Consider the following 21412-nt stretch of genomic DNA (forward strand, 5'->3'; position numbering starts at 1 on the left):
GTGCGTTACAGTCAACAGTTTTTCACAGAATATTAGAGGCATATCTCATGGGCGGTATCAGTATTTGGCAATTGTTAATCATTGCCGTCATTGTTGTTCTTCTGTTCGGTACCAACAAGCTTCGCAACCTGGGTTCGGATTTAGGATCTTCCATTCGCGGCTTCAAAAAAGCTATGGGCGATGAAGACGATAAAAAGGATCAACCGAAAGAGCAGGACGCTGACTTCAACGCCAAAACTCTGGCAGACAAACAGCAAACCACGGCGACTAAAGACGACGCCCGGAACGACAAGCAGGTATAACTGTGTTCGACATTGGTTTTAGTGAACTGGTATTGGTGTTCGTGATCGGGCTGATTGTGCTTGGCCCGCAACGATTACCGGTTGCGGTGAAAACCGTCGTCGGCTGGATCAGAGCCATTCGCTCGCTGGCCGCGAATGTACAAAACGAACTGGCGCAAGAGCTGAAACTGCAGGAATTGCAGGACAGCCTGAAAAAGGTGGAAGAAGCGGGCCGTGGCACGCTGTCACCCGAGCTGAAAGAGTCGATGGAAGAGCTGCGTAAAACCGCCGACTCGATGAAGCGTTCGGTGCAGCAGAGTATCGATGTCGAAAAAGAGGAAGATGAAGCCAACACCATTCATCAGACTCAGCCAGCAGCAGCGCAGCCCGTGACTTCACCCGCGGTCACGCCTGCTGCAGCGGAACATCAAACCAGTGCACCCGCACAGGCTCCGCAGCCAGACAACGTCGCTTCAGAAGCAGAAACCCATCCCGTCGCCAGTGCTCCTGAAAGCACCGCGAAGATTTCTCTCGTAAAAGATGAACGATAAACATGGCCGTTGAAGATACCCAACCGCTCATTAGCCATTTGATTGAGCTGCGCAAGCGTTTGTTGAATTGCATCATCGCTGTTTTAGTCATCTTTTTGTGCCTGGTCTATTTCGCGAATGATATCTACCATCTGGTTGCGGCACCGCTGATTAGCCAGATGCCAGCCGGTGCGAGCATGATCGCCACCGACGTGGCATCGCCTTTCTTCACGCCGATCAAGCTCACCATTATCGTTTCGGTGTTTCTGGCCGTGCCGGTGATTTTGTATCAGGTGTGGGCGTTTGTGGCACCGGCACTCTATCGCCACGAGCGTAAACTGGTGATGCCGTTGCTGTTCTCCAGTACGCTGCTGTTTTACGTCGGCGTGGCGTTTGCCTATTTCATCGTGTTCCCGCTGGCGTTTGGTTTCTTCGCCAAAACCGCGCCGCAAGGCGTCACCATCGCAACGGATATCACCAACTACCTCGATTTCGTCATGACGATTTTCATGGCGTTTGGTGTGGCGTTTGAGGTGCCGATTGCGATTGTGCTGCTGTGCTGGACCGGCATTACGTCACCTGAAGATTTGAAGAAGAAACGTCCTTATATGTTGGTTGGCGCGTTCGTGGTTGGGATGCTGCTCACACCGCCGGATGTTTTCTCGCAAACTTTGCTCGCTATTCCGATGTACTGCCTGTTTGAAGTCGGCGTATTCTTCTCCCGCTACTATGTGGGTAAAGGACGTCAGTCTTCGGATGAGGAACACAACACCGAATCCTGATGTCTTCGGTAAGATGCATCTAAACCGCCCCGCTGGGCGGTTTTTTTATTGGGGAGAAAACATGTTTGATATCGGTGTAAACCTGACCAGCACGCAATTCGCAAAAGATCGCGATCAGGTGGTAAAACGTGCGCGCGAAGCAGGCGTCACCGGCCTGTTAATTACCGGCACCAATGCATTAGAGAGCCAGCAAGCACGCCAACTGGCTGCGCAACATGCAGGATATTGCTGGTCAACCGCTGGCGTCCATCCGCACCATGCCAGTGAATGGTCGGCGGAAACTGCGAATACCCTACGTCGTCTGGCGGAAAGCGAGCAGGTGGTCGCGATTGGCGAATGTGGCCTGGATTTCAATCGCAATCTCTCGGCCCACGATCAGCAGGAATACGCTTTCGATGCGCAGCTGGCGTTGGCCGCTGAACTGCAATTACCGGTGTTTCTGCATTGCCGTGAAGCGCACGATCGTTTTGTCGCGGTGCTTGAGCCGTGGCTGCCAAAACTGGTGGGCGCAGTCGTTCACTGCTTTACCGGTACGCGTGACGAACTGCAAGCGTGTCTGGCGCTGGGATTGTCGGTGGGCATTACCGGTTGGGTGTGCGACGAACGTCGCGGTATGGAACTGCGTGAATTGCTGCCGCTGATTCCGGCTGAACGCCTGTTACTGGAAACCGACGCACCGTATTTACTGCCGCGCGATATGCATCCGCGTCCCACTTCGCGCCGCAATGAGCCGTGCTTCCTGCCGCATATTGTGCAGCAGGTGGCGAACTGGCGTGGCGAAGAAGCAGAAGCGCTAGGTGCGCAGGTTAATCTCAACGCGCGTCAGCTGTTTAAACTCGTTTAGAGTTTACGGAACTGCTTGTTATCCACGCTGCGCATCACCTGTTTGTTCAGCATGTTGAGCAGCAGAACGGAGCGCGTTTCACCATCCGGCTCGGCAAAAATGGCGCGCAGCCCTTCGAAAGTGCCATCGGTGATGATCACTTCATCACCGCTCTGCGGAGTTTCCGGATCGAGCACGATCTGCGGCGCGTCGGTTTGCAGCGCTTCGATCACATCATGCGATACGGTGGCCGGCATGGTGCCAAAGCGCACGAAGTGGCTGACGCCGCGCGTGCTGCTGATGGTGGTGGTGTGAATCGCTTCGGGATCGAACTCGATAAACAGATAGTTAGGGAACAGCGGCTCACTCACGGTGGTGCGTTTACCGCGCACAATCTTCTCCAGAGCGATCATTGGGCTGAGGCAATTCACCTCTTGCCGCTCAAGATGCTCTTTCGCGCGCAACAGTTGTCCACGTTTGCAATAGAGTAAGTACCAGGATTCCATAACCGCTCCCAAATAATGGACGCTAAGAATATCAAATCAGTTGTCAGAGTTATAGCGCATCGGCGGGTGGAAACCGGGCGCTGAAAACAATTTCACTACGATTTATCCGATTGATGCGGCTTATTTACGCTTTCTTGCAAGAAAATTGACGGCTGACGACCATCTGTATCAGACTCCATCCCCATCTTTCGATTGAAAAGGAGTGGCTGATGGAACTGTTCCTGTTGAGTAACGGCAAAGTGGCTGACGATGCGCCGCTGTTAGGTTACGCCCACCCGCAGCTGCACGCGATGATCGCCCAGCGTGGCATCACCTCGGCGGTGCTGGTGCCGTACGCGATTATTCGTGGTGATCATGCGCAGCGCGCGCAGGATTTATCCGCGTCGTTAGGCATTGAAGTGCGCACCGTGCACGAGTTCGCATCGCCCGTTGCGGCGATTGAACAAGCTGAGCTGATTCTGGTGAGCGGCGGAAATACCTGGTTCCTCAATCAAATGCTGCACGAGCACGGCTTGATCGTCGCCATCCAACGCGCGGTGCGCGAGCGTGGTGTGCCGTACGTCGGCTGGAGCGCCGGTTGCAATGTGGCAACGCCTTCCATTCGTACCACCAACGACATGCCGGTGCGCAGCAGCGTAGTGTTGCCCGCGCTTGGGCTGTTCCCGGTGCAGATCAATCCGCATTACCTTGATGCGCACGTCAGCGGCCACATGGGCGAAACGCGTGACGAACGTCTGGCCGAGTTCTGTGCCGTTAATCCGCATGAATCGGTGATTGCGCTGCGCGAAGCCAGCTTCCTGCACGTGAGCGAGAATCGCCTGCGTTACTACAGCGCACGCGGCGAAGACTTCAAAGTGTTCCGCCACGGCGAGCCGATTGCCGCTTATCACGATGTATTGGCGATTCAGTCGCTGGTGCCGTTTTCCTGTCAGCCTGCCTGACGCAAAACCTCAACATGTCAGCGTGAAACGCCCCTATAATGGCGCTTCACTCTGGCCGGAAAGCTAAAGCCGCATGAAATATCAGGATTTACGAGACTTCCTCGCATTGCTGGAACAGCGTGGCGAGTTAAAGCGCATCACTCAGGAGATCGATCCTGAGTTAGAGATGACTGAAATTGCCGATCGCACGCTGCGCGCCGGCGGCCCGGCGCTGCTGTTCGAAAACCCGAAAGGCTACGACATGCCGGTGCTGTGTAATCTGTTTGGCACACCAAAGCGCGTGGCGATGGGCATGGGCCAGGAAGAGGTCAGTGCGCTGCGTGAAGTCGGCAAGCTGCTGGCGTTCCTGAAAGAGCCGGAACCGCCAAAAGGCTTCCGCGATCTGTTCGATAAGATGCCGCAGTTCAAGCAAGTGCTGAATATGCCTACTAAGCGCCTGCGCAATGCGCCGTGCCAGGAAGAGATTTTCAGCGGCGATGAAGTCGATCTGTCGCGCATCCCGGTGATGAAATGCTGGCCGGGCGATGCTGCGCCGCTGATTACGTGGGGATTGACCGTCACGCGTGGCCCGCATAAAGAGCGACAAAATCTGGGTATCTATCGTCAGCAGGTGATCGGCAAGAACCGCGTGATTATGCGCTGGCTGTCGCATCGCGGCGGCGCGCTGGATTTCCAGGAGTGGTGTAAAGCGCATCCGGGCGAACGTTTCCCTGTGTCGGTAGCGCTGGGCGCCGATCCTGCCACCATTCTCGGCGCGGTGACGCCAGTGCCGGATACGCTCTCCGAATACGCCTTTGCCGGTTTGCTGCGCGGTAATAAAACCGAAGTGGTGAAGTGCGTTTCGAACGAACTCGAAGTGCCGGCCAGCGCGGAAATCGTGTTGGAAGGATACATCGAGCCGGGCGATGTCGCGCCGGAAGGTCCGTACGGCGACCACACAGGCTACTACAATGAAGTAGACAGCTTCCCGGTGTTTACCGTGACGCACGTAACGCAACGTCGCAACCCGATTTATCATTCAACCTACACCGGACGTCCACCGGATGAACCGGCGGTGCTGGGCGTGGCGCTCAATGAAGTGCTGGTGCCGATTCTGATCAAGCAGTTCCCGGAGATCGTGGATTTCTATCTGCCGCCGGAAGGTTGCTCTTATCGCCTCGCGGTAGTGACGATCAAGAAACAGTATGCTGGTCACGCTAAGCGCGTGATGTTCGGCGTGTGGTCGTTCCTGCGTCAGTTCATGTACACCAAGTTCGTGATTGTGTGCGATGACGACGTTAACGCACGCGACTGGAATGATGTGATTTGGGCGATTACCACGCGCATGGATCCGGCGCGCGATACGGTGCTGGTTGAGAACACGCCGATCGATTATCTCGACTTCGCCTCGCCGGTTTCCGGCTTAGGCTCGAAGATGGGACTTGATGCGACCAATAAGTGGCCGGGCGAAACCACGCGCGAGTGGGGCACGCCGATTGTGAAAGATCCGGCGGTGACCGCGCGCATTGACGCCATTTGGGATGAGTTAGCTATCTTTGCCGAGCCGCCGCAGCGCTAACGGCGGCAGACCAATTAGACCCGAAGAAAAAGGGAACGCATGACAACGTTAAGCTGCAAAGTGACTTCGGTTGAAGCGATTACGGACACGGTTTACCGCGTTCGTTTAATTCCGGCGGCGGATTTTAACTTCCGCGCAGGACAGTATTTGATGGTGGTGATGGATGAGCGCGATAAGCGCCCGTTTTCCCTGGCTTCTACGCCAATGGAAAAGGACATCATTGAGCTGCACATTGGCGCATCGGATCTCAATCTCTACGCGATGGCGGTGATGGACCGCATCAAGAACGATCGCCAGATTACCGTCGATATGCCGCACGGCGATGCCTGGCTGCGTGAAGACAGTGAGCGTCCGATCATTCTGATTGCGGGCGGCACCGGCTTCTCCTATGCGCGCTCTATTCTGCTGACCGCGCTGGCACAGAAACCCGATCGCGAGATAGCGATTTACTGGGGCGGCCGTGAGTTGATGCATCTGTACGATCTGGATGAGCTGAATGCGCTGGCGGTTAAACATCCGAACCTGAAAGTGATTCCGGTAGTTGAACAACCGGCGGATGACTGGACCGGGCGCAACGGCACGGTGCTAACGGCGGTGATGCAGGATTTCGCGTCGCTTAGCGAGCACGATATCTATATTGCCGGTCGTTTTGAGATGGCGAAGATTGCGCGTGAGCGTTTCTGCGCCGAGCGCGGTGCACTGGAAGCGCAGATGTTCGGCGATGCGTTTGCGTTTATTTAAGGTCAATAGAACGCGATGAATCGCGTCGCTACGATAATGTGCACGGATTCGTAGCGGCGCAATTTATTGCGCAAAAAAGCCCGCCCGAAAGGGCGGGAACACGTGCAACATTAACGTATTAAACCCGTTCGAACACCGTGGCGATGCCCTGGCCTAAGCCAATGCACATGGTCGCCAGACCAAATTGCGCATCGCGACGCTCCATCAGATTCAGCAGCGTGGTACTGATACGCGCACCGGAACATCCCAGCGGATGACCGAGCGCAATCGCGCCGCCATTCAAATTCACTTTCTCATCCAGCTGTTCCATCAAGCCCATGTCCTTGATGCACGGCAGAGCCTGTGCGGCAAAAGCCTCGTTGAACTCGAACAGGTCGATATCCTGCACGCTGAGTCCGGCACGCTTGAGCGCCAGCTTGCTGGCTGGAACCGGACCGTAGCCCATGATTGACGGATCGCAGCCGACCACTGCCATGCTGCGAATACGCGCGCGCGGCGTCAGACCGAGTTCGCGTGCGCGGCTTTCGCTCATGATCAGCATTGCGGCTGCGCCGTCGGAAAGTGCGGAGGAGCTGCCTGCGGTCACGGTGCCGTTGACCGGATCGAACGCCGGGCTCAGCGCAGCCAATCCTTCGAGGCTGGTCTCTTCGCGAATCACTTCGTCGCTCTCAAAACGTTTCAACACGCCATCGGCGTCGTGGCCGTAGGTCGCCACAATCTCACGCTTGAAATCGCCGCGCTGGGTTGCCGCCCAGGCACGTTGGTGCGAACGCAGCGCAAAAGCATCCTGCTGCTCACGCGTGATGTGATGCATGCGCGCCAGCATTTCGGCGGTTAACCCCATCATGCCCGCCGCTTTCGCTACCGTGCGACCAAGGCCGGGATGGAAATCCACGCCGTGGCTCATCGGCACGTGGCCCATATGTTCTACGCCGCCAATCAGGCAGCTGTGCGCATCACCAACCATAATGGCACGCGCCGCGTCGTGCAGTGCCTGCATCGACGAACCGCACAGGCGGTTGACAGTGCTGGCTGGCACGCGATGCGGGATCTCGGCCAGCAGCGCGGCGTTACGTGCAATGTTGAAACCTTGCTCCAGCGTCTGCTGTACGCAGCCCCAGATAATGTCGTCCAGCGTGGCGGGATCGACCGCCGGATTGCGGCTCAGTAGCTCGCGCATCAAATGCGCCGAGAGATCTTCTGCGCGCACCTGGCGGAACGCACCGCCTTTGGAGCGGCCCATCGGCGTGCGGACCGCATCAACAATGACTACTTTTTCCATTTTCATTACCTCAGGCACTTTGCAGCGCCGCTTCGTCAATCGGTTGCACCGCGGGATACCAGCTCTGATGCTGATGGGCTTTTTGCAACAGCAGCTCCGGCAGCGCGTAAAGCGGGCCGAGCGCGCTATAACGTTTGGCCTGATCGACCACGTTACTGTTGCCCAGCGTATCCATGTAGCGGAACGCGCCGCCACGGAACGGCGGGAAGCCTAAACCGTACACCAGCGCCATATCGGCTTCGGCCGGTGAAGCGATGATCTTCTCTTCGAGGCAGCGCACCACTTCGTTGAGCATCGGCAGCATCATGCGGTTGGCGATCTCGTCATCGCTGAACACGCGCTTAGGCTGGCAAATAGGTTCCAGCAGCGCATCGACAGCTGCATCGGCTTTCTTCTGCGCTTTGCCTTTTTTATCCTGCTCCCAGCGGTAAAAGCCCTGACCGTTTTTCTGGCCGTAACGTTTGGCTTCGAACAGCACGTCGATCGCGTCGCGATAATCTTTCTGCATGCGTGACGGGAAGCCTTGCGCCATCACTTGCTGAGCGTGATGCGCGGTATCAATGCCAACCACATCCAGCAGCCACGCTGGGCCCATCGGCCAGCCGAACTGTTTTTCCATCACTTTATCGACCTGACGGAAATCCGCGCCGTCGCGCAGCAGCAGGCTGAAAGCGGCGAAGTAGGGGAACAGCACGCGATTCACAAAGAAGCCGGGACAGTCATTCACCACAATCGGCGTCTTGCCCATTTTGCTCGCCCAGGCCACCACTTTGCTCAGGGTGGCTTCTGAGGTTTTCTCTCCGCGAATCACTTCAACCAGCGGCATACGCGGCACCGGATTGAAGAAGTGCATGCCGCAGAAGTTTTCCGGGCGTTTTAAGGCTTGCGCCAGCTGGCTAATCGGGATGGTTGAGGTGTTGGAGGCAAGAATGGCGTCCTCGCGCAGATGCTGTTCGGTTTCTGCCAGCACTTTGGCTTTGATCTGCGGATTTTCTACTACCGCTTCTACCACTACATCGGTACGTTCGAATCCGGCGTAATCCAGCGTCGGCTGAATGGTGGTGAGTACGCTGGCCAGTTTGGCGCCGTCAATTTTGCCGCGCTCCAGCTGTTTGTTCAGCAGCTTGCTGGCTTCGGTCATGCCCAGCGTTAACGCCTGCGGATTGATATCTTTCATCACCACCGGCACGCCTTTCCATGCCGATTGATAAGCAATGCCGCCGCCCATAATCCCTGCGCCCAATACTGCGGCTTGCTGCGGCGCACCGGCCGCGCTGCTGTGCTTCTTCGCCAGGCCTTTGACGTACTGATCGTTCAGGAAGATGCCGACCAGCGCACGCGCCACATCGCTCTGCGCCAGCGGCACAAAAGCGGCGGTTTCCAGCTTCAGCGCATCATCACGTCCGAGGCTGGCAGCGGCTTCAATGGTTTTCACGGCGGTAATCGGTGCCGGATAGTGTTTGCCTGCGGTTTGCAGCACCATGCTTTTGGCGATGGTGAAGCTCATGGCGGCTTCAATCGGGCTGAGTTTCAGCGGCGCCAGCTTCGGCGCGCGGCGTGCCTGCCAGTTGCCCTGCACGATGGCGTCCTGCAAAACGGTGAGCGCGGCGGCACGTAGTTTGTCGCTGCTGACCACCGCATCCACCAAACCGAGTTTCAGGGCGCTGTTGCCATCAACATCTTTACCGGCGGCGATGATTTCCATCGCGCTATCGGCACCGAGCAGGCGCGGCAAACGCACGCTGCCGCCAAAGCCCGGCATGATGCCCAGTTTGGTTTCCGGTAGGCCGATGCGTGCGGTGGGCGTGGCAACGCGAAAGTCGGTCGCCAGTATGCATTCACAGCCGCCGCCCAGCGCATAGCCATCAATAGCGGCCACGGTTGGCACCGGCAAATCTTCTAAGCGATTGAAGATGCTGTTGGCAAATGCCAACCACTGACTCAGCTTCTCTTCTGGCGCCTCAAACAGCGACAGGAATTCTGTGATGTCGGCACCGACGATAAATGCCGGTTTGGCCGACGAGAGCAACAGCCCACGCAGCGCGGGTTGCTGTTCCAATACGCTTAATGCCTCGCCCAATGAGGCAACGGTTTTGGTATCGAGTTTGTTCACCGAACCGGGCGCATCGAAAACCAGCTCGGCGATGCCGTCGTCAAGCCAGTGAACTGAAAGGGTATCGCCTTGGTAGAGCATGTCCGTCTCCTGAAACCGCGAAAGTTGATCTGGTCATACCAGATGAGTTGGATTGTGAGTCTGATGTTAATTATTTGCAAACGAGAGTTTGCTTATTTGATACAACGATCACAGCGCGTGCAGCACGGCATCGCTTACACGGCTGTGCTACACTGCGGCCACTTTCGCGACATCGGAGACAAGTCCATGGATTCACTGAAAACCCTGTATCACGCGCACATCAATACGCTGCAGCAGCGAGCGCAGCAGGTGCTGGCTCGCTTTAAGCTTGATGCCATGCTGATTCATTCCGGCGAGTTATTGACCGTTTTTCTCGACGATCACGACTATCCGTTTAAGGTGAATCCCCAGTTCAAAGCGTGGGTGCCGGTGACGCAGGTGCCAAACTGCTGGTTATGGATTGATGGCGTGAATAAACCCAAGCTGTGGTTCTATTCACCGGTAGATTACTGGCACAACGTTGAGCCGCTGCCCAACAGCTTCTGGACCAACGATGTCGATGTGATTGGCCTGAAGAGTGCCGATGAGATCGCGCAGTTGCTGCCTGCACAGCGCGAAAACGTGGCCTATATCGGTCCGGTGCCGTCACGCGCTTCCCAGCTCGGCATTAACAGCGAGCAGGTGAACCCGAAAGGCGTGATCGATTTCCTGCATTATCATCGCAGTATCAAAACTGAGTACGAACTGGCGTGTATGCGTGAAGCGCAGAAGCTGGCGGTGGCGGGGCATCGCGCGGCCAAAGAGGCGTTCTTCTCTGGCATGAGCGAGTTCGATATCAATATCGCCTATCTGACCGCAACCGGCCATCGCGATACCGATGTGCCTTACGGCAACATCATCGCGCTGAATGAACATGCCGCAGTACTGCACTACACCAAACTGGATCATCAACCGCCGGCCAAACGCCACAGCTTCCTGATTGACGCCGGTGCGGAATATCTCGGTTACGCCGCTGACCTGACGCGCAGCTATGCGGCGCAGAGCAAATCGCGCTATGCCGAAATGGTTGCGGCGATGAACAAGGAAGAGCTGGCGCTGATCGCTACTTTGAAAGCTGGCGTGCGCTATACCGATTATCATCTGCAGATGCATCAGCGCATTGCGCGTCTGCTGCTGAAGTTCGAACTGGTGAAAGGCCTGACCGAAGAGACGCTGGTGGCCGAAGATTTAACCGGTCCGTTTATGCCACATGGCCTTGGACATCCGCTTGGCCTGCAGGTGCACGACGTGGCTGGCTTTATGCAGGACGACAACGGCACGCATCTGGCGGCACCGTCGCAATATCCGTATCTACGTTGTACACGCGTGCTGGAACCTGGCATGGTGCTGACTATCGAACCGGGCTTCTATATTATCGATTCGCTGCTGGCGAAGCTGCGCGGCGGCAAGTTCAGTCAATACTTTGACTGGGCGGCAATCGATGCACTGAAACCGTACGGCGGTATTCGTATCGAGGATAACGTGGTGATTCACACTAATCGCATTGAAAACATGACGCGCGATCTGCACCTTGCCTGATGGATGCTTACGACATCCCCGCTGAGGCCGTGAGTCTCAGCGAGGAAACCATCAAGAAAAGCCGCTTCATCACCTTGCTGGCGCACACGGCGGGCGTGGAAGCGGCGCGCGCGTTTGTGCAGCAGGTGAAACAGGAACATCCCACCGCGCGGCATCACTGCTGGGCGTGGGTGGCAGGCGCGCCGGATGATTCGCAACAGTTGGGTTTCTCTGATGATGGCGAACCATCCGGCACCGCCGGCAAACCGATGCTGGCCCAGTTGATGGGCAGCGGCGTCGGAGAGATCACCGCAGTGGTGGTGCGTTATTATGGTGGCATCATGCTGGGCACCGGCGGATTGGTTAAAGCATATGGCGGCGGCGTGCAGCAAGGGCTGAAGCAACTGGCGCGTCAACGTAAAGTGCCGATGGAATCTTTTACCCTGCAATGCGATTACGCCCAACTCAGCGACATTGAGCGCCTGCTGCAACGTTTTGACGGCATTATAGAAGAGAGCCATTATCAGGATCGTATTGCGCTGCGTTTAGCGTTGCCGCATGCGCAGATTGATGGCTTTCGCCAAAACCTCTCTGATTACAGCCGGGGCGCGCTGACGCTCATCCCGCTGACAAACTAAAAGCTTCTGTTTAAAGGAAACGGCTGAATGCATTTTCGCGCCATTACCCGCATCGTGGGCCTGCTGGTGATTCTGTTCTCGGTGACCATGATTTTACCGGGCCTCGTCGCCTTGATTTACCGTGATGGAGCCGGGCGCGCGTTCAGTCAGACCTTTATGATGGCGATCGTTATCGGTTCGCTGCTGTGGTGGCCTAACCGCAAGCAGAAAAGCGAACTTAAGCCGCGTGAAGGTTTCCTCATCGTGGTGCTGTTCTGGACCGTGCTGGGCAGCGTTGGTGCGATGCCGTTTATCTTCGCCGAGCAGCCACATCTTTCAGTTACTGATGCGTTCTTTGAATCCTTCTCTGGCCTCACAACCACCGGAGCCACCACGCTGGTGGGACTGGATACGCTGCCGAAAGCGATTCTGTTCTATCGGCAGATGCTGCAGTGGCTCGGCGGGATGGGAATCATTGTGCTGGCGGTGGCGATTCTGCCGATTCTGGGCGTGGGTGGAATGCAGCTCTATCGCGCTGAAATGCCGGGTCCGCTGAAAGATAACAAGATGCGCCCGCGTATTGCGGAAACAGCGAAAACGCTGTGGCTGATCTATGTGTTGCTCACCGTCGCGTGCGCGTTGGCGCTGTGGCTGGCGGGCATGCCGATGTTCGATGCTATCGGCCATAGCTTCTCGACTATCGCGATTGGCGGGTTTTCAACCCATGATGCCAGCATCGGCTACTTTAATAGCCCAACCATCAATACCATCGTCGCGGTATTTCTGCTGATATCGGGCTGTAACTATGGCCTGCACTTCTCTTTATTAAGTGGTCGCAACCTGAAAGTGTACTGGCGCGATCCCGAATTCCGCATGTTTATTGGTGTACAACTGACCTTAGTGCTGATCTGTACCATCGTGCTGTGGTTCCACAATGTGTACGCCAGCGGCTGGCAAACGTTGAATCAGGCGTTTTTCCAGGTGGTTTCGATGGCGACCACGGCCGGTTTCACCACCGACAGCATTGCACGCTGGCCGCTGTTCCTGCCGGTGCTGCTGCTGTGTTCGGCCTTTATCGGCGGCATGGCGGGTTCTACGGGCGGCGGATTGAAGGTGATCCGCATTCTGCTGCTTTTCAAACAGGGTTCGCGAGAGCTGAAACGTTTGGTGCATCCGAATGCGGTTTACACCATCAAACTGGGCAACCGCGCGTTGCCGGAACGTATCCTCGAAGCGGTGTGGGGTTTCTTCTCAGCTTATGCGCTGGTGTTCCTGCTCAGTATGCTGGCCATCATCGCCACCGGCGTGGATGACTTCTCTGCTTTTGCTGCCGTGGCCGCGACTCTGAATAACCTCGGGCCCGGTTTGGGTGTCGTGGCAGACAACTTCACTTCAATGAATGATGTCGCGAAGTGGATTTTGATTTTGACCATGCTGTTTGGACGCCTTGAAGTGTTCACGCTGCTGGTGCTGTTCACGCCGACCTTCTGGCGCGAATAATAAAATAGGATTGAGTAATGAAAGCGTTGATTCTGTATTCCAGCCGCGATGGGCAAACCCGTGACATTGCCGCGCGCATTGCGCAGACGTTAGTGCCGCATCAACTATGTGACGTGATCGATCTACTGGAGGCAAACCAGATTGATTGGTTGCAGTACGATCGCGTGCTGATTGGTGCTTCGATCCGCTACGGTCATTTCAATCCGGCTTTGCTTAAGTTTGTTACGCAGCATAAAGCTAAGTTGCAGCAGCGCGTAAGCGGCTTCTTTAGTGTCAATCTCACGGCGCGCAAAGCCGATAAGTGCACACCAGAGACCAATGCTTATACGCGCAAGTTCCTGGAGCAGTCACCGTGGCAACCTGATTGCTGTGCGGTTTTCGCCGGGGCGTTGCGTTATCCGCGTTATCGCTGGTTTGATCGCGTCATGATTCAATTCATTATGCGTATGACCGGCGGCGAAACCGATGCATCGAAAGAAGTGGAATACACTGATTGGAATAAAGTGGCGCTTTTTGCCCAGGATTTTGCGCAGTTACCAGGCAAATCGTTGTGAAATACAGCGTTGTGGCGAAATTTAGGTCGAACAGTAATTTATTTGCAATAAACCCTTGTCACCTCCGAATAACTCCCTATAATGCGCCACCACTGAGACGGCAAAGCGGCAACGCAGACGGCTCAGCAGGGAGTGAAGAAATTCATCCCGCTGGATGAAAACGCTGAAAAAAGTGTTTGACTCCGAAAGAGGAAAGCGTAATATACGCCACCTCGCGACAGACGGTTCAGCCGCTGTTCGCAACGCTCTTTAACAATTTATCAGACAATCTGTGTGGGCACTCGCAGGATTGATATCAGCGTCTCCGGACGTAAAAAATATCAAAGCCTCACGAGTGAACACATAATGAAATTCATTATGACGTTTTACAGATGAGCATCGCTGAACTTGTTTCAGCAAATCAAACTTAAATTGAAGAGTTTGATCATGGCTCAGATTGAACGCTGGCGGCAGGCCTAACACATGCAAGTCGAACGGTAGCACAGAGAGCTTGCTCTCGGGTGACGAGTGGCGGACGGGTGAGTAATGTCTGGGAAACTGCCCGATGGAGGGGGATAACTACTGGAAACGGTAGCTAATACCGCATAACGTCGCAAGACCAAAGTGGGGGACCTTCGGGCCTCACACCATCGGATGTGCCCAGATGGGATTAGCTAGTAGGTGGGGTAATGGCTCACCTAGGCGACGATCCCTAGCTGGTCTGAGAGGATGACCAGCCACACTGGAACTGAGACACGGTCCAGACTCCTACGGGAGGCAGCAGTGGGGAATATTGCACAATGGGCGCAAGCCTGATGCAGCCATGCCGCGTGTATGAAGAAGGCCTTCGGGTTGTAAAGTACTTTCAGCGGGGAGGAAGGCGGTGGAGTTAATAGCTTCACCGATTGACGTTACCCGCAGAAGAAGCACCGGCTAACTCCGTGCCAGCAGCCGCGGTAATACGGAGGGTGCAAGCGTTAATCGGAATTACTGGGCGTAAAGCGCACGCAGGCGGTCTGTCAAGTCGGATGTGAAATCCCCGGGCTTAACCTGGGAACTGCATTCGAAACTGGCAGGCTAGAGTCTTGTAGAGGGGGGTAGAATTCCAGGTGTAGCGGTGAAATGCGTAGAGATCTGGAGGAATACCGGTGGCGAAGGCGGCCCCCTGGACAAAGACTGACGCTCAGGTGCGAAAGCGTGGGGAGCAAACAGGATTAGATACCCTGGTAGTCCACGCCGTAAACGATGTCGACTTGGAGGTTGTTCCCTTGAGGAGTGGCTTCCGGAGCTAACGCGTTAAGTCGACCGCCTGGGGAGTACGGCCGCAAGGTTAAAACTCAAATGAATTGACGGGGGCCCGCACAAGCGGTGGAGCATGTGGTTTAATTCGATGCAACGCGAAGAACCTTACCTACTCTTGACATCCAGCGAACTTAGCAGAGATGCTTTGGTGCCTTCGGGAACGCTGAGACAGGTGCTGCATGGCTGTCGTCAGCTCGTGTTGTGAAATGTTGGGTTAAGTCCCGCAACGAGCGCAACCCTTATCCTTTGTTGCCAGCGGGTTATGCCGGGAACTCAAAGGAGACTGCCAGTGATAAACTGGAGGAAGGTGGGGATGACGTCAAGTCATCATGGCCCTTACGAGTAGGGCTACACACGTGCTACAATGGCGCATACAAAGAGAAGCGACCTCGCGAGAGCAAGCGGACCTCATAAAGTGCGTCGTAGTCCGGATCGGAGTCTGCAACTCGACTCCGTGAAGTCGGAATCGCTAGTAATCGTAGATCAGAATGCTACGGTGAATACGTTCCCGGGCCTTGTACACACCGCCCGTCACACCATGGGAGTGGGTTGCAAAAGAAGTAGGTAGCTTAACCTTCGGGAGGGCGCTTACCACTTTGTGATTCATGACTGGGGTGAAGTCGTAACAAGGTAACCGTAGGGGAACCTGCGGTTGGATCACCTCCTTACCTGAAGATACCTTCCCGCGCAGTGCTCACACAGATTGTCTGATAAAAAGTAATGAGCAAGACGGCTGCGAAGTCGTGACACTACTCGTGTCCCCTTCGTCTAGAGGCCTAGGACACCGCCCTTTCACGGCGGTAACAGGGGTTCGAATCCCCTAGGGGACGCCACTTGCTTGGTGACAGGTGAAAGGTGTCTCCACGAAGTATCTCAAAACTGACTTAACCGTCATGTTTGAGATATTGCTCTTTAACAATCCGGAACAAGCTGAAAATTGAAACGACGTATCGTATTCATTCTCCGTAATAAGAATGAAGCTGCGATATGTTCGAGTCTCTCAATGCCTGCAGTCTGCAGCGTTGCAAAACGCCTGTGGGTTGTGAGGTTAAGCGACTAAGCGTACACGGTGGATGCCCTGGCAGTCAGAGGCGATGAAGGACGTGCTAATCTGCGTAAAGCGTCGGTAAGGTGATATGAACCGCTACAGCCGACGATGTCCGAATGGGGAAACCCGGTGCACTCAGTGCATCATCGCAACATGAATACATAGTGTTGCGAGGCGAACCTGGGGAACTGAAACATCTAAGTACCCAGAGGAAAAGAAATCAACCGAGATTCCCCCAGTAGCGGCGAGCGAACGGGGAACAGCCCAGAACCTGAATCAGTTTGTGCGTTAGTGGAAGCGTCTGGAAAGTCGCGCGATACCGGGTGATAGCCCCGTACACGAAAGTGCACATACTGTGAGTTCGAAGAGTAGGGCGGGACACGTGGTATCCTGTCTGAATATGGGGGGACCATCCTCCAAGGCTAAATACTCCTGACTGACCGATAGTGAACCAGTACCGTGAGGGAAAGGCGAAAAGAACCCCGGCGAGGGGAGTGAAACAGAACCTGAAACCGTGTACGTACAAGCAGTGGGAGCCTCATTTATGGGGTGACTGCGTACCTTTTGTATAATGGGTCAGCGACTTATATTCTGTAGCAAGGTTAACCGTATAGGGGAGCCGCAGGGAAACCGAGTCTTAACTGGGCGTTAAGTTGCAGGGTATAGACCCGAAACCCGGTGATCTAGCCATGGGCAGGTTGAAGGTTGGGTAACACTAACTGGAGGACCGAACCGACTAATGTTGAAAAATTAGCGGATGACTTGTGGCTGGGGGTGAAAGGCCAATCAAACCGGGAGATAGCTGGTTCTCCCCGAAAGCTATTTAGGTAGCGCCTCGTGAACTCATCTTCGGGGGTAGAGCACTGTTTCGGCTAGGGGGCCATCCCGGCTTACCAACCCGATGCAAACTGCGAATACCGAAGAATGTTATCACGGGAGACACACGGCGGGTGCTAACGTCCGTCGTGAAGAGGGAAACAACCCAGACCGCCAGCTAAGGTCCCAAAGTCATGGTTAAGTGGGAAACGATGTGGGAAGGCACAGACAGCCAGGATGTTGGCTTAGAAGCAGCCATCATTTAAAGAAAGCGTAATAGCTCACTGGTCGAGTCGGCCTGCGCGGAAGATGTAACGGGGCTAAACCATGCACCGAAGCTGCGGCAGCGACGCTTAGGCGTTGTTGGGTAGGGGAGCGTTCTGTAAGCCGTTGAAGGTGGCCTGTGAGGGGTGCTGGAGGTATCAGAAGTGCGAATGCTGACATAAGTAACGATAAAGCGGGTGAAAAGCCCGCTCGCCGGAAGACCAAGGGTTCCTGTTCAACGTTAATCGGAGCAGGGTGAGTCGACCCCTAAGGCGAGGCTGAAAAGCGTAGTCGATGGGAAGCAGGTTAATATTCCTGCACTTGGTGTTACTGCGAAGGGGGGACGGAGAAGGCTAGGTTATCCGGGCGACGGTTGTCCCGGTTTAAGCGTGTAGGCTGATATCTTTGGTAAATCCGGGATATCTTAAGGCTGAGGCGTGACGACGAGCCACTACGGTGGTGAAGTAACTGATGCCCTGCTTCCAGGAAAAGCCTCTAAGCTCCAGGTAACACGAAATCGTACCCCAAACCGACACAGGTGGTCAGGTAGAGAATACCAAGGCGCTTGAGAGAACTCGGGTGAAGGAACTAGGCAAAATGGTGCCGTAACTTCGGGAGAAGGCACGCTGTCATCAGGTGAAGTCCCTCGCGGATGGAGCCGAAGGCAGTCGAAGATACCAGCTGGCTGCAACTGTTTATTAAAAACACAGCACTGTGCAAACACGAAAGTGGACGTATACGGTGTGACGCCTGCCCGGTGCCGGAAGGTTAATTGATGGGGTTATCCGCAAGGAGAAGCTCTTGATCGAAGCCCCGGTAAACGGCGGCCGTAACTATAACGGTCCTAAGGTAGCGAAATTCCTTGTCGGGTAAGTTCCGACCTGCACGAATGGCGTAATGATGGCCAGGCTGTCTCCACCCGAGACTCAGTGAAATTGAAATCGCTGTGAAGATGCAGTGTACCCGCGGCAAGACGGAAAGACCCCGTGAACCTTTACTATAGCTTGACACTGAACATTGAGCCTTGATGTGTAGGATAGGTGGGAGGCTTTGAAGCGTGGACGCCAGTCTGCGTGGAGCCAACCTTGAAATACCACCCTTTAATGTTTGATGTTCTAACGTAGGCCCGTGATCCGGGCTGCGGACAGTGTCTGGTGGGTAGTTTGACTGGGGCGGTCTCCTCCCAAAGAGTAACGGAGGAGCACGAAGGTTGGCTAATCCTGGTCGGACATCAGGAGGTTAGTGCAATGGCATAAGCCAGCTTGACTGCGAGAGTGACGGCTCGAGCAGGTGCGAAAGCAGGTCATAGTGATCCGGTGGTTCTGAATGGAAGGGCCATCGCTCAACGGATAAAAGGTACTCCGGGGATAACAGGCTGATACCGCCCAAGAGTTCATATCGACGGCGGTGTTTGGCACCTCGATGTCGGCTCATCACATCCTGGGGCTGAAGTAGGTCCCAAGGGTACGGCTGTTCGCCGTTTAAAGTGGTACGCGAGCTGGGTTTAGAACGTCGTGAGACAGTTCGGTCCCTATCTGCCGTGGGCGCTGGAGAATTGAGGGGGGTTGCTCCTAGTACGAGAGGACCGGAGTGAACGCACCACTGGTGTTCGGGTTGTCATGCCAATGGCATTGCCCGGTAGCTAAGTGCGGAAAAGATAAGTGCTGAAAGCATCTAAGCACGAAACTTGCCCCGAGATGAGTTCTCCCTGACTCCTTGAGAGTCCTGAAGGGACGTTGAAGACTACGACGTTGATAGGCCGGATGTGTAAGCGCAGCGATGCGTTGAGCTAACCGGTACTAATGACCCGTGAGGCTTAACCTTACAACGCCAGAGGCGTTTTGGTCTGAGAGACCGAAGATTTTCAGCTTGTTTTACGGATTAAAGATTTAGCGGAAGCGAATGTTATTCGTTTTTGCACAAAGAATTTGCCTGGCGGCTTTAGCGCGGTGGTCCCACCTGACCCCATGCCGAACTCAGAAGTGAAACGCCGTAGCGCCGATGGTAGTGTGGGGTCTCCCCATGCGAGAGTAGGGAACTGCCAGGCATCAAATAGTGAAGAAGCCCCGAACGAGAGTTCGGGGCTTTTTTACGTCTGGATATTAGTAATATCCCACCAGAAATACGAAAACATCAAACTAGCAACCTGCCGATCAGGTAAACTACGGCCAGATTAATCAGTAAAGGCCGTGAAATGTCCAGCCCCAATACATCCTTAGAAGCTTTCAACACCCTTGGTCTTGCGATCAATGCCCAAACGCTTACCATCGCTGAAACTCCTGACGCTATTACCCTTGCCTGGAAAAACAGTCAGCAATTAAATCAGCCCTTTATTGTATTAGGCGAAGGGAGCAACGTACTCTTTTTGGATGATTTCAGCGGCTCTGTGGTCGTTAATGCGATTAAAGGCATAACTATCGAAGAGCATGACGAAGCATGGCATTTACATGTTGGTGCTGGCGAAAATTGGCATGCTTTAGTTGAACAGACGCTGAAGAAGGGCATTACAGGATTGGAAAACCTGGCGCTAATTCCCGGCATGGCAGGTTCAGCACCGATTCAAAATATCGGTGCATATGGTGTCGAATTTAAAGATACCTGTCATTACGTTGAAGCTTTACATCTTCCAACCCAAAAGATTATTCGTTTGTATCGGGAAGAGTGTCAGTTTGGCTACCGCGATAGCGTTTTTAAACATGCAATGAAGAATGACTATGTCATAGTTGCAGTGGGATTACGTCTGGCGAAACAGTGGAAACCTGTTCTGACTTATGGCGATCTTACTAAATTAAACCCAGCAACAGTTTGTGCGTGGGATGTATTCAATGCTGTTTGCCATATGCGTCAAAGTAAACTGCCCGACCCAAAAATTACAGGCAATGTGGGAAGTTTCTTCAAAAATCCGCTCATCACCGCTGAGCATGCAACTGCATTAATTAAGAAGTGGCCATCTATTCCTCATTATCCTCAGGCCAGCGGTGAAATGAAATTAGCAGCTGGCTGGTTGATCGATCAATGTGGTCTTAAAGGCTTTCGTGTTGGCGGTGCCGCAGTTCACCGCCAACAGGCTTTGGTACTGATTAATGAAGATCATGCCACTCCACAGGATATTGTAGATTTGGCGCATCAGGTCAGAAATAGAGTCGGTCAAAAATTTGATGTTTGGCTGGAGCCAGAAGTACGCTTTATCGGTGCTCGAGGCGAGCGTAACGCCGTTGAGGTAATTTCATGAAAGATAATAGCGTGCCGTTAAAGTTGGTTGCATTAGTGGCTGATGGTGAATTTCACTCTGGTGAACAACTGGGCGAAGCGCTTGGCATGAGCCGCGCCGCCATCAATAAACATATACAGACTTTAAAAAGCTGGGGTCTGGATGTATATACGGTGACGGGTAAGGGGTATAGCTTACCGGAACCTATCCAGTTACTGGATGAAGAAGTCATTCAATCTCACCTGCATCAACCTAATCTGGCGGTGATTCCTGTAATCGATTCTACCAACCAGTATTTGCTGGATCGGATGGATCAATTGCCGTCTGGCTACGCATGCATTGCCGAATATCAGCAAGCAGGGCGCGGACGTCGCGGACGTAAGTGGTTTTCACCGTTTGGTTCCAACCTGTATATGTCCATGTATTGGCGCCTGGAGCAGGGGCCAGCCGCGGCGATGGGCCTGAGTCTGGTGATTGGTATCATCATGGCAGAAGTAATTCAGTCATTGGGTGCACCTGATGTTCGGGTGAAATGGCCAAATGACCTCTATCTTAACGATCGTAAACTTGCCGGTATTTTAGTTGAGTTAACCGGTAAAACCGGCGATGCCGCTCAGATCGTTATAGGTGCTGGCGTCAATTTGCTGATGCGTTCAGAAGGTACGGCGGAAATTAATCAGGGTTGGATTAATCTTCAGGAAGCTGGAGTTGATATTGACCGGAACGAGTTGGCTGCGAAGTTGATAAATAGCCTGCGTGAAGCATTACCCATTTTTGAGCGCGATGGTTTGGCGCCTTTTGTCTCTCGTTGGGAAGTCCTTGATAACTTCATTAATCGCCCAGTAAAGCTTCTTATAGGGGATCGTGAAGTATATGGCATTGCGCGAGGTATTGATAAGCAGGGCGGTTTATTACTGGAGCAGGATGGAGTCATTAAATCCTGGGTCGGGGGCGAGATTTCACTGCGTCCAGACAATTAATGCATA

16 protein-coding genes, 1 tRNA gene and 3 rRNA genes are annotated in these 21412 nt (G+C 54.4%); 17 read left to right on the forward strand and 3 right to left on the reverse strand.

Features of this window, described 5'->3' with window-relative positions; genetic code table 11:
* The first annotated feature begins 47 nt into the window (after nt 1-47).
* The 4 genes from tatA to tatD all read left to right on the forward strand — a co-directional run bounded on the left by tatA (nt 48) and on the right by tatD (nt 2437).
* Entirely contained in the window at nt 48-302 is a 255-nt protein-coding gene (gene tatA / locus ACXIZX_RS20370) for a Sec-independent protein translocase subunit TatA (protein WP_008105810.1), read from the forward strand.
* Nucleotides 303-304: 2 nt separating this feature from the next.
* Nucleotides 305-832, forward strand: coding sequence for a Sec-independent protein translocase protein TatB (gene tatB / locus ACXIZX_RS20375; RefSeq protein WP_008105812.1), 528 nt, complete (start codon nt 305-307; stop codon nt 830-832).
* Nucleotides 833-834: 2 nt separating this feature from the next.
* Nucleotides 835-1593 carry a Sec-independent protein translocase subunit TatC gene (gene tatC / locus ACXIZX_RS20380; protein WP_008105814.1) on the forward strand — a complete coding sequence of 253 codons (759 nt, stop codon included), beginning with the start codon at nt 835-837 and terminating at the stop codon, nt 1591-1593.
* 61 nt (nt 1594-1654) lie between these two features.
* A complete protein-coding gene (gene tatD / locus ACXIZX_RS20385; RefSeq protein ID WP_312663390.1) occupies nt 1655-2437 on the forward strand; it encodes a 3'-5' ssDNA/RNA exonuclease TatD in 783 nt (260 codons plus the stop codon).
* Here tatD and rfaH read toward each other — a convergent pair.
* The gene (rfaH, locus tag ACXIZX_RS20390) at nt 2434-2922 is read right to left on the reverse strand and encodes a transcription/translation regulatory transformer protein RfaH (RefSeq protein ID WP_008105818.1); all 489 of its coding nucleotides are present in this window, start codon (nt 2920-2922) and stop codon (nt 2434-2436) included. The genes tatD and rfaH overlap by 4 nt on opposite strands.
* Nucleotides 2923-3131: 209 nt before the next feature.
* On the opposite strand from rfaH, the gene pepE reads away from it, so the two are divergent.
* The 3 genes from pepE to fre all read left to right on the forward strand — a co-directional run bounded on the left by pepE (nt 3132) and on the right by fre (nt 6162).
* On the forward strand, nt 3132-3863 hold the full coding sequence (gene pepE / locus ACXIZX_RS20395; protein WP_277966881.1) for a dipeptidase PepE: 732 nt from the start codon (nt 3132-3134) through the stop codon (nt 3861-3863).
* A 73-nt stretch (nt 3864-3936) separates the two neighbouring features.
* Nucleotides 3937-5421, forward strand: coding sequence for a 4-hydroxy-3-polyprenylbenzoate decarboxylase (gene ubiD / locus ACXIZX_RS20400; RefSeq protein WP_008105823.1), 1485 nt, complete (start codon nt 3937-3939; stop codon nt 5419-5421).
* Nucleotides 5422-5460: 39 nt separating this feature from the next.
* The gene (gene fre / locus ACXIZX_RS20405) at nt 5461-6162 is read left to right on the forward strand and encodes an NAD(P)H-flavin reductase (RefSeq protein ID WP_479404824.1); all 702 of its coding nucleotides are present in this window, start codon (nt 5461-5463) and stop codon (nt 6160-6162) included.
* A 118-nt stretch (nt 6163-6280) separates the two neighbouring features.
* Here the strand turns inward: fre and fadA are convergent, their stop codons facing one another.
* Together fadA and fadB are read right to left on the reverse strand one after the other, a co-directional pair.
* On the reverse strand, nt 6281-7444 hold the full coding sequence (gene fadA / locus ACXIZX_RS20410) for an acetyl-CoA C-acyltransferase FadA (protein WP_479404825.1): 1164 nt from the start codon (nt 7442-7444) through the stop codon (nt 6281-6283).
* Nucleotides 7445-7454: 10 nt separating this feature from the next.
* On the reverse strand, nt 7455-9638 hold the full coding sequence (gene fadB, locus ACXIZX_RS20415) for a fatty acid oxidation complex subunit alpha FadB (RefSeq protein ID WP_479404826.1): 2184 nt from the start codon (nt 9636-9638) through the stop codon (nt 7455-7457).
* A gap of 186 nt (nt 9639-9824) precedes the next feature.
* On the opposite strand from fadB, the gene pepQ reads away from it, so the two are divergent.
* From pepQ to birA, 10 genes are all read left to right on the forward strand, one after another.
* Nucleotides 9825-11156: a Xaa-Pro dipeptidase gene (pepQ, locus tag ACXIZX_RS20420; RefSeq protein WP_036648706.1), complete on the forward strand. Its 1332-nt coding sequence runs from the start codon at nt 9825-9827 to the stop codon at nt 11154-11156.
* Nucleotides 11156-11773, forward strand: a complete 618-nt coding sequence (locus ACXIZX_RS20425) for an IMPACT family protein (protein ID WP_008105833.1) — start codon at nt 11156-11158, stop codon at nt 11771-11773. The genes pepQ and ACXIZX_RS20425 overlap by 1 nt, the downstream gene beginning before the upstream one ends.
* Before the next feature lie 27 nt (nt 11774-11800).
* Entirely contained in the window at nt 11801-13252 is a 1452-nt protein-coding gene (gene trkH, locus ACXIZX_RS20430) for a Trk system potassium transporter TrkH (protein WP_008105835.1), read from the forward strand.
* A 17-nt stretch (nt 13253-13269) separates the two neighbouring features.
* On the forward strand, nt 13270-13806 hold the full coding sequence (gene hemG, locus ACXIZX_RS20435) for a menaquinone-dependent protoporphyrinogen IX dehydrogenase (RefSeq protein WP_154156845.1): 537 nt from the start codon (nt 13270-13272) through the stop codon (nt 13804-13806).
* Between the two features lie 408 nt (nt 13807-14214).
* Nucleotides 14215-15755 (forward strand): 16S ribosomal RNA (locus ACXIZX_RS20440).
* An 89-nt stretch (nt 15756-15844) separates the two neighbouring features.
* A tRNA-Glu gene (locus tag ACXIZX_RS20445) sits at nt 15845-15920 on the forward strand.
* A 213-nt stretch (nt 15921-16133) separates the two neighbouring features.
* Nucleotides 16134-19039, forward strand: a 23S ribosomal RNA gene (locus ACXIZX_RS20450).
* 107 nt (nt 19040-19146) lie between these two features.
* Nucleotides 19147-19262, forward strand: a 5S ribosomal RNA gene (gene rrf, locus ACXIZX_RS20455).
* Together the 16S, 23S and 5S rRNA genes with 1 tRNA gene alongside form the textbook arrangement of a ribosomal RNA operon.
* Before the next feature lie 147 nt (nt 19263-19409).
* The gene (murB, locus tag ACXIZX_RS20460; RefSeq protein ID WP_479404827.1) at nt 19410-20447 is read left to right on the forward strand and encodes a UDP-N-acetylmuramate dehydrogenase; all 1038 of its coding nucleotides are present in this window, start codon (nt 19410-19412) and stop codon (nt 20445-20447) included.
* On the forward strand, nt 20444-21406 hold the full coding sequence (gene birA, locus ACXIZX_RS20465) for a bifunctional biotin--[acetyl-CoA-carboxylase] ligase/biotin operon repressor BirA (RefSeq protein WP_479404828.1): 963 nt from the start codon (nt 20444-20446) through the stop codon (nt 21404-21406). Before murB ends, birA begins: the two co-directional genes overlap by 4 nt.
* Nucleotides 21407-21412: the final 6 nt, after the last annotated feature.

It is taken from the genome of Candidatus Pantoea symbiotica (assembly GCF_056491525.1).

Excerpts from the sequence above, each read along its gene's own strand:
- ACXIZX_RS20425 (WP_008105833.1), top strand. The coding sequence starts at position 11,156 with ATGGATGCTTACGACATCCCCGCTGAGGCCGTGAGTCTCAGCGAGGAA.
- murB (WP_479404827.1), top strand. The coding sequence starts at position 19,410 with ATGTCCAGCCCCAATACATCCTTAGAAGCTTTCAACACCCTTGGTCTT.
- rfaH (WP_008105818.1), bottom strand. The coding sequence starts at position 2,922 with ATGGAATCCTGGTACTTACTCTATTGCAAACGTGGACAACTGTTGCGC.
- fadB (WP_479404826.1), bottom strand. The coding sequence starts at position 9,638 with ATGCTCTACCAAGGCGATACCCTTTCAGTTCACTGGCTTGACGACGGC.
- trkH (WP_008105835.1), top strand. The coding sequence starts at position 11,801 with ATGCATTTTCGCGCCATTACCCGCATCGTGGGCCTGCTGGTGATTCTG.
- tatD (WP_312663390.1), top strand. The coding sequence starts at position 1,655 with ATGTTTGATATCGGTGTAAACCTGACCAGCACGCAATTCGCAAAAGAT.
- tatA (WP_008105810.1), top strand. The coding sequence starts at position 48 with ATGGGCGGTATCAGTATTTGGCAATTGTTAATCATTGCCGTCATTGTT.
- fre (WP_479404824.1), top strand. The coding sequence starts at position 5,461 with ATGACAACGTTAAGCTGCAAAGTGACTTCGGTTGAAGCGATTACGGAC.
- tatC (WP_008105814.1), top strand. The coding sequence starts at position 835 with ATGGCCGTTGAAGATACCCAACCGCTCATTAGCCATTTGATTGAGCTG.
- pepQ (WP_036648706.1), top strand. The coding sequence starts at position 9,825 with ATGGATTCACTGAAAACCCTGTATCACGCGCACATCAATACGCTGCAG.
- hemG (WP_154156845.1), top strand. The coding sequence starts at position 13,270 with ATGAAAGCGTTGATTCTGTATTCCAGCCGCGATGGGCAAACCCGTGAC.
- ubiD (WP_008105823.1), top strand. The coding sequence starts at position 3,937 with ATGAAATATCAGGATTTACGAGACTTCCTCGCATTGCTGGAACAGCGT.
- fadA (WP_479404825.1), bottom strand. The coding sequence starts at position 7,444 with ATGGAAAAAGTAGTCATTGTTGATGCGGTCCGCACGCCGATGGGCCGC.
- birA (WP_479404828.1), top strand. The coding sequence starts at position 20,444 with ATGAAAGATAATAGCGTGCCGTTAAAGTTGGTTGCATTAGTGGCTGAT.
- pepE (WP_277966881.1), top strand. The coding sequence starts at position 3,132 with ATGGAACTGTTCCTGTTGAGTAACGGCAAAGTGGCTGACGATGCGCCG.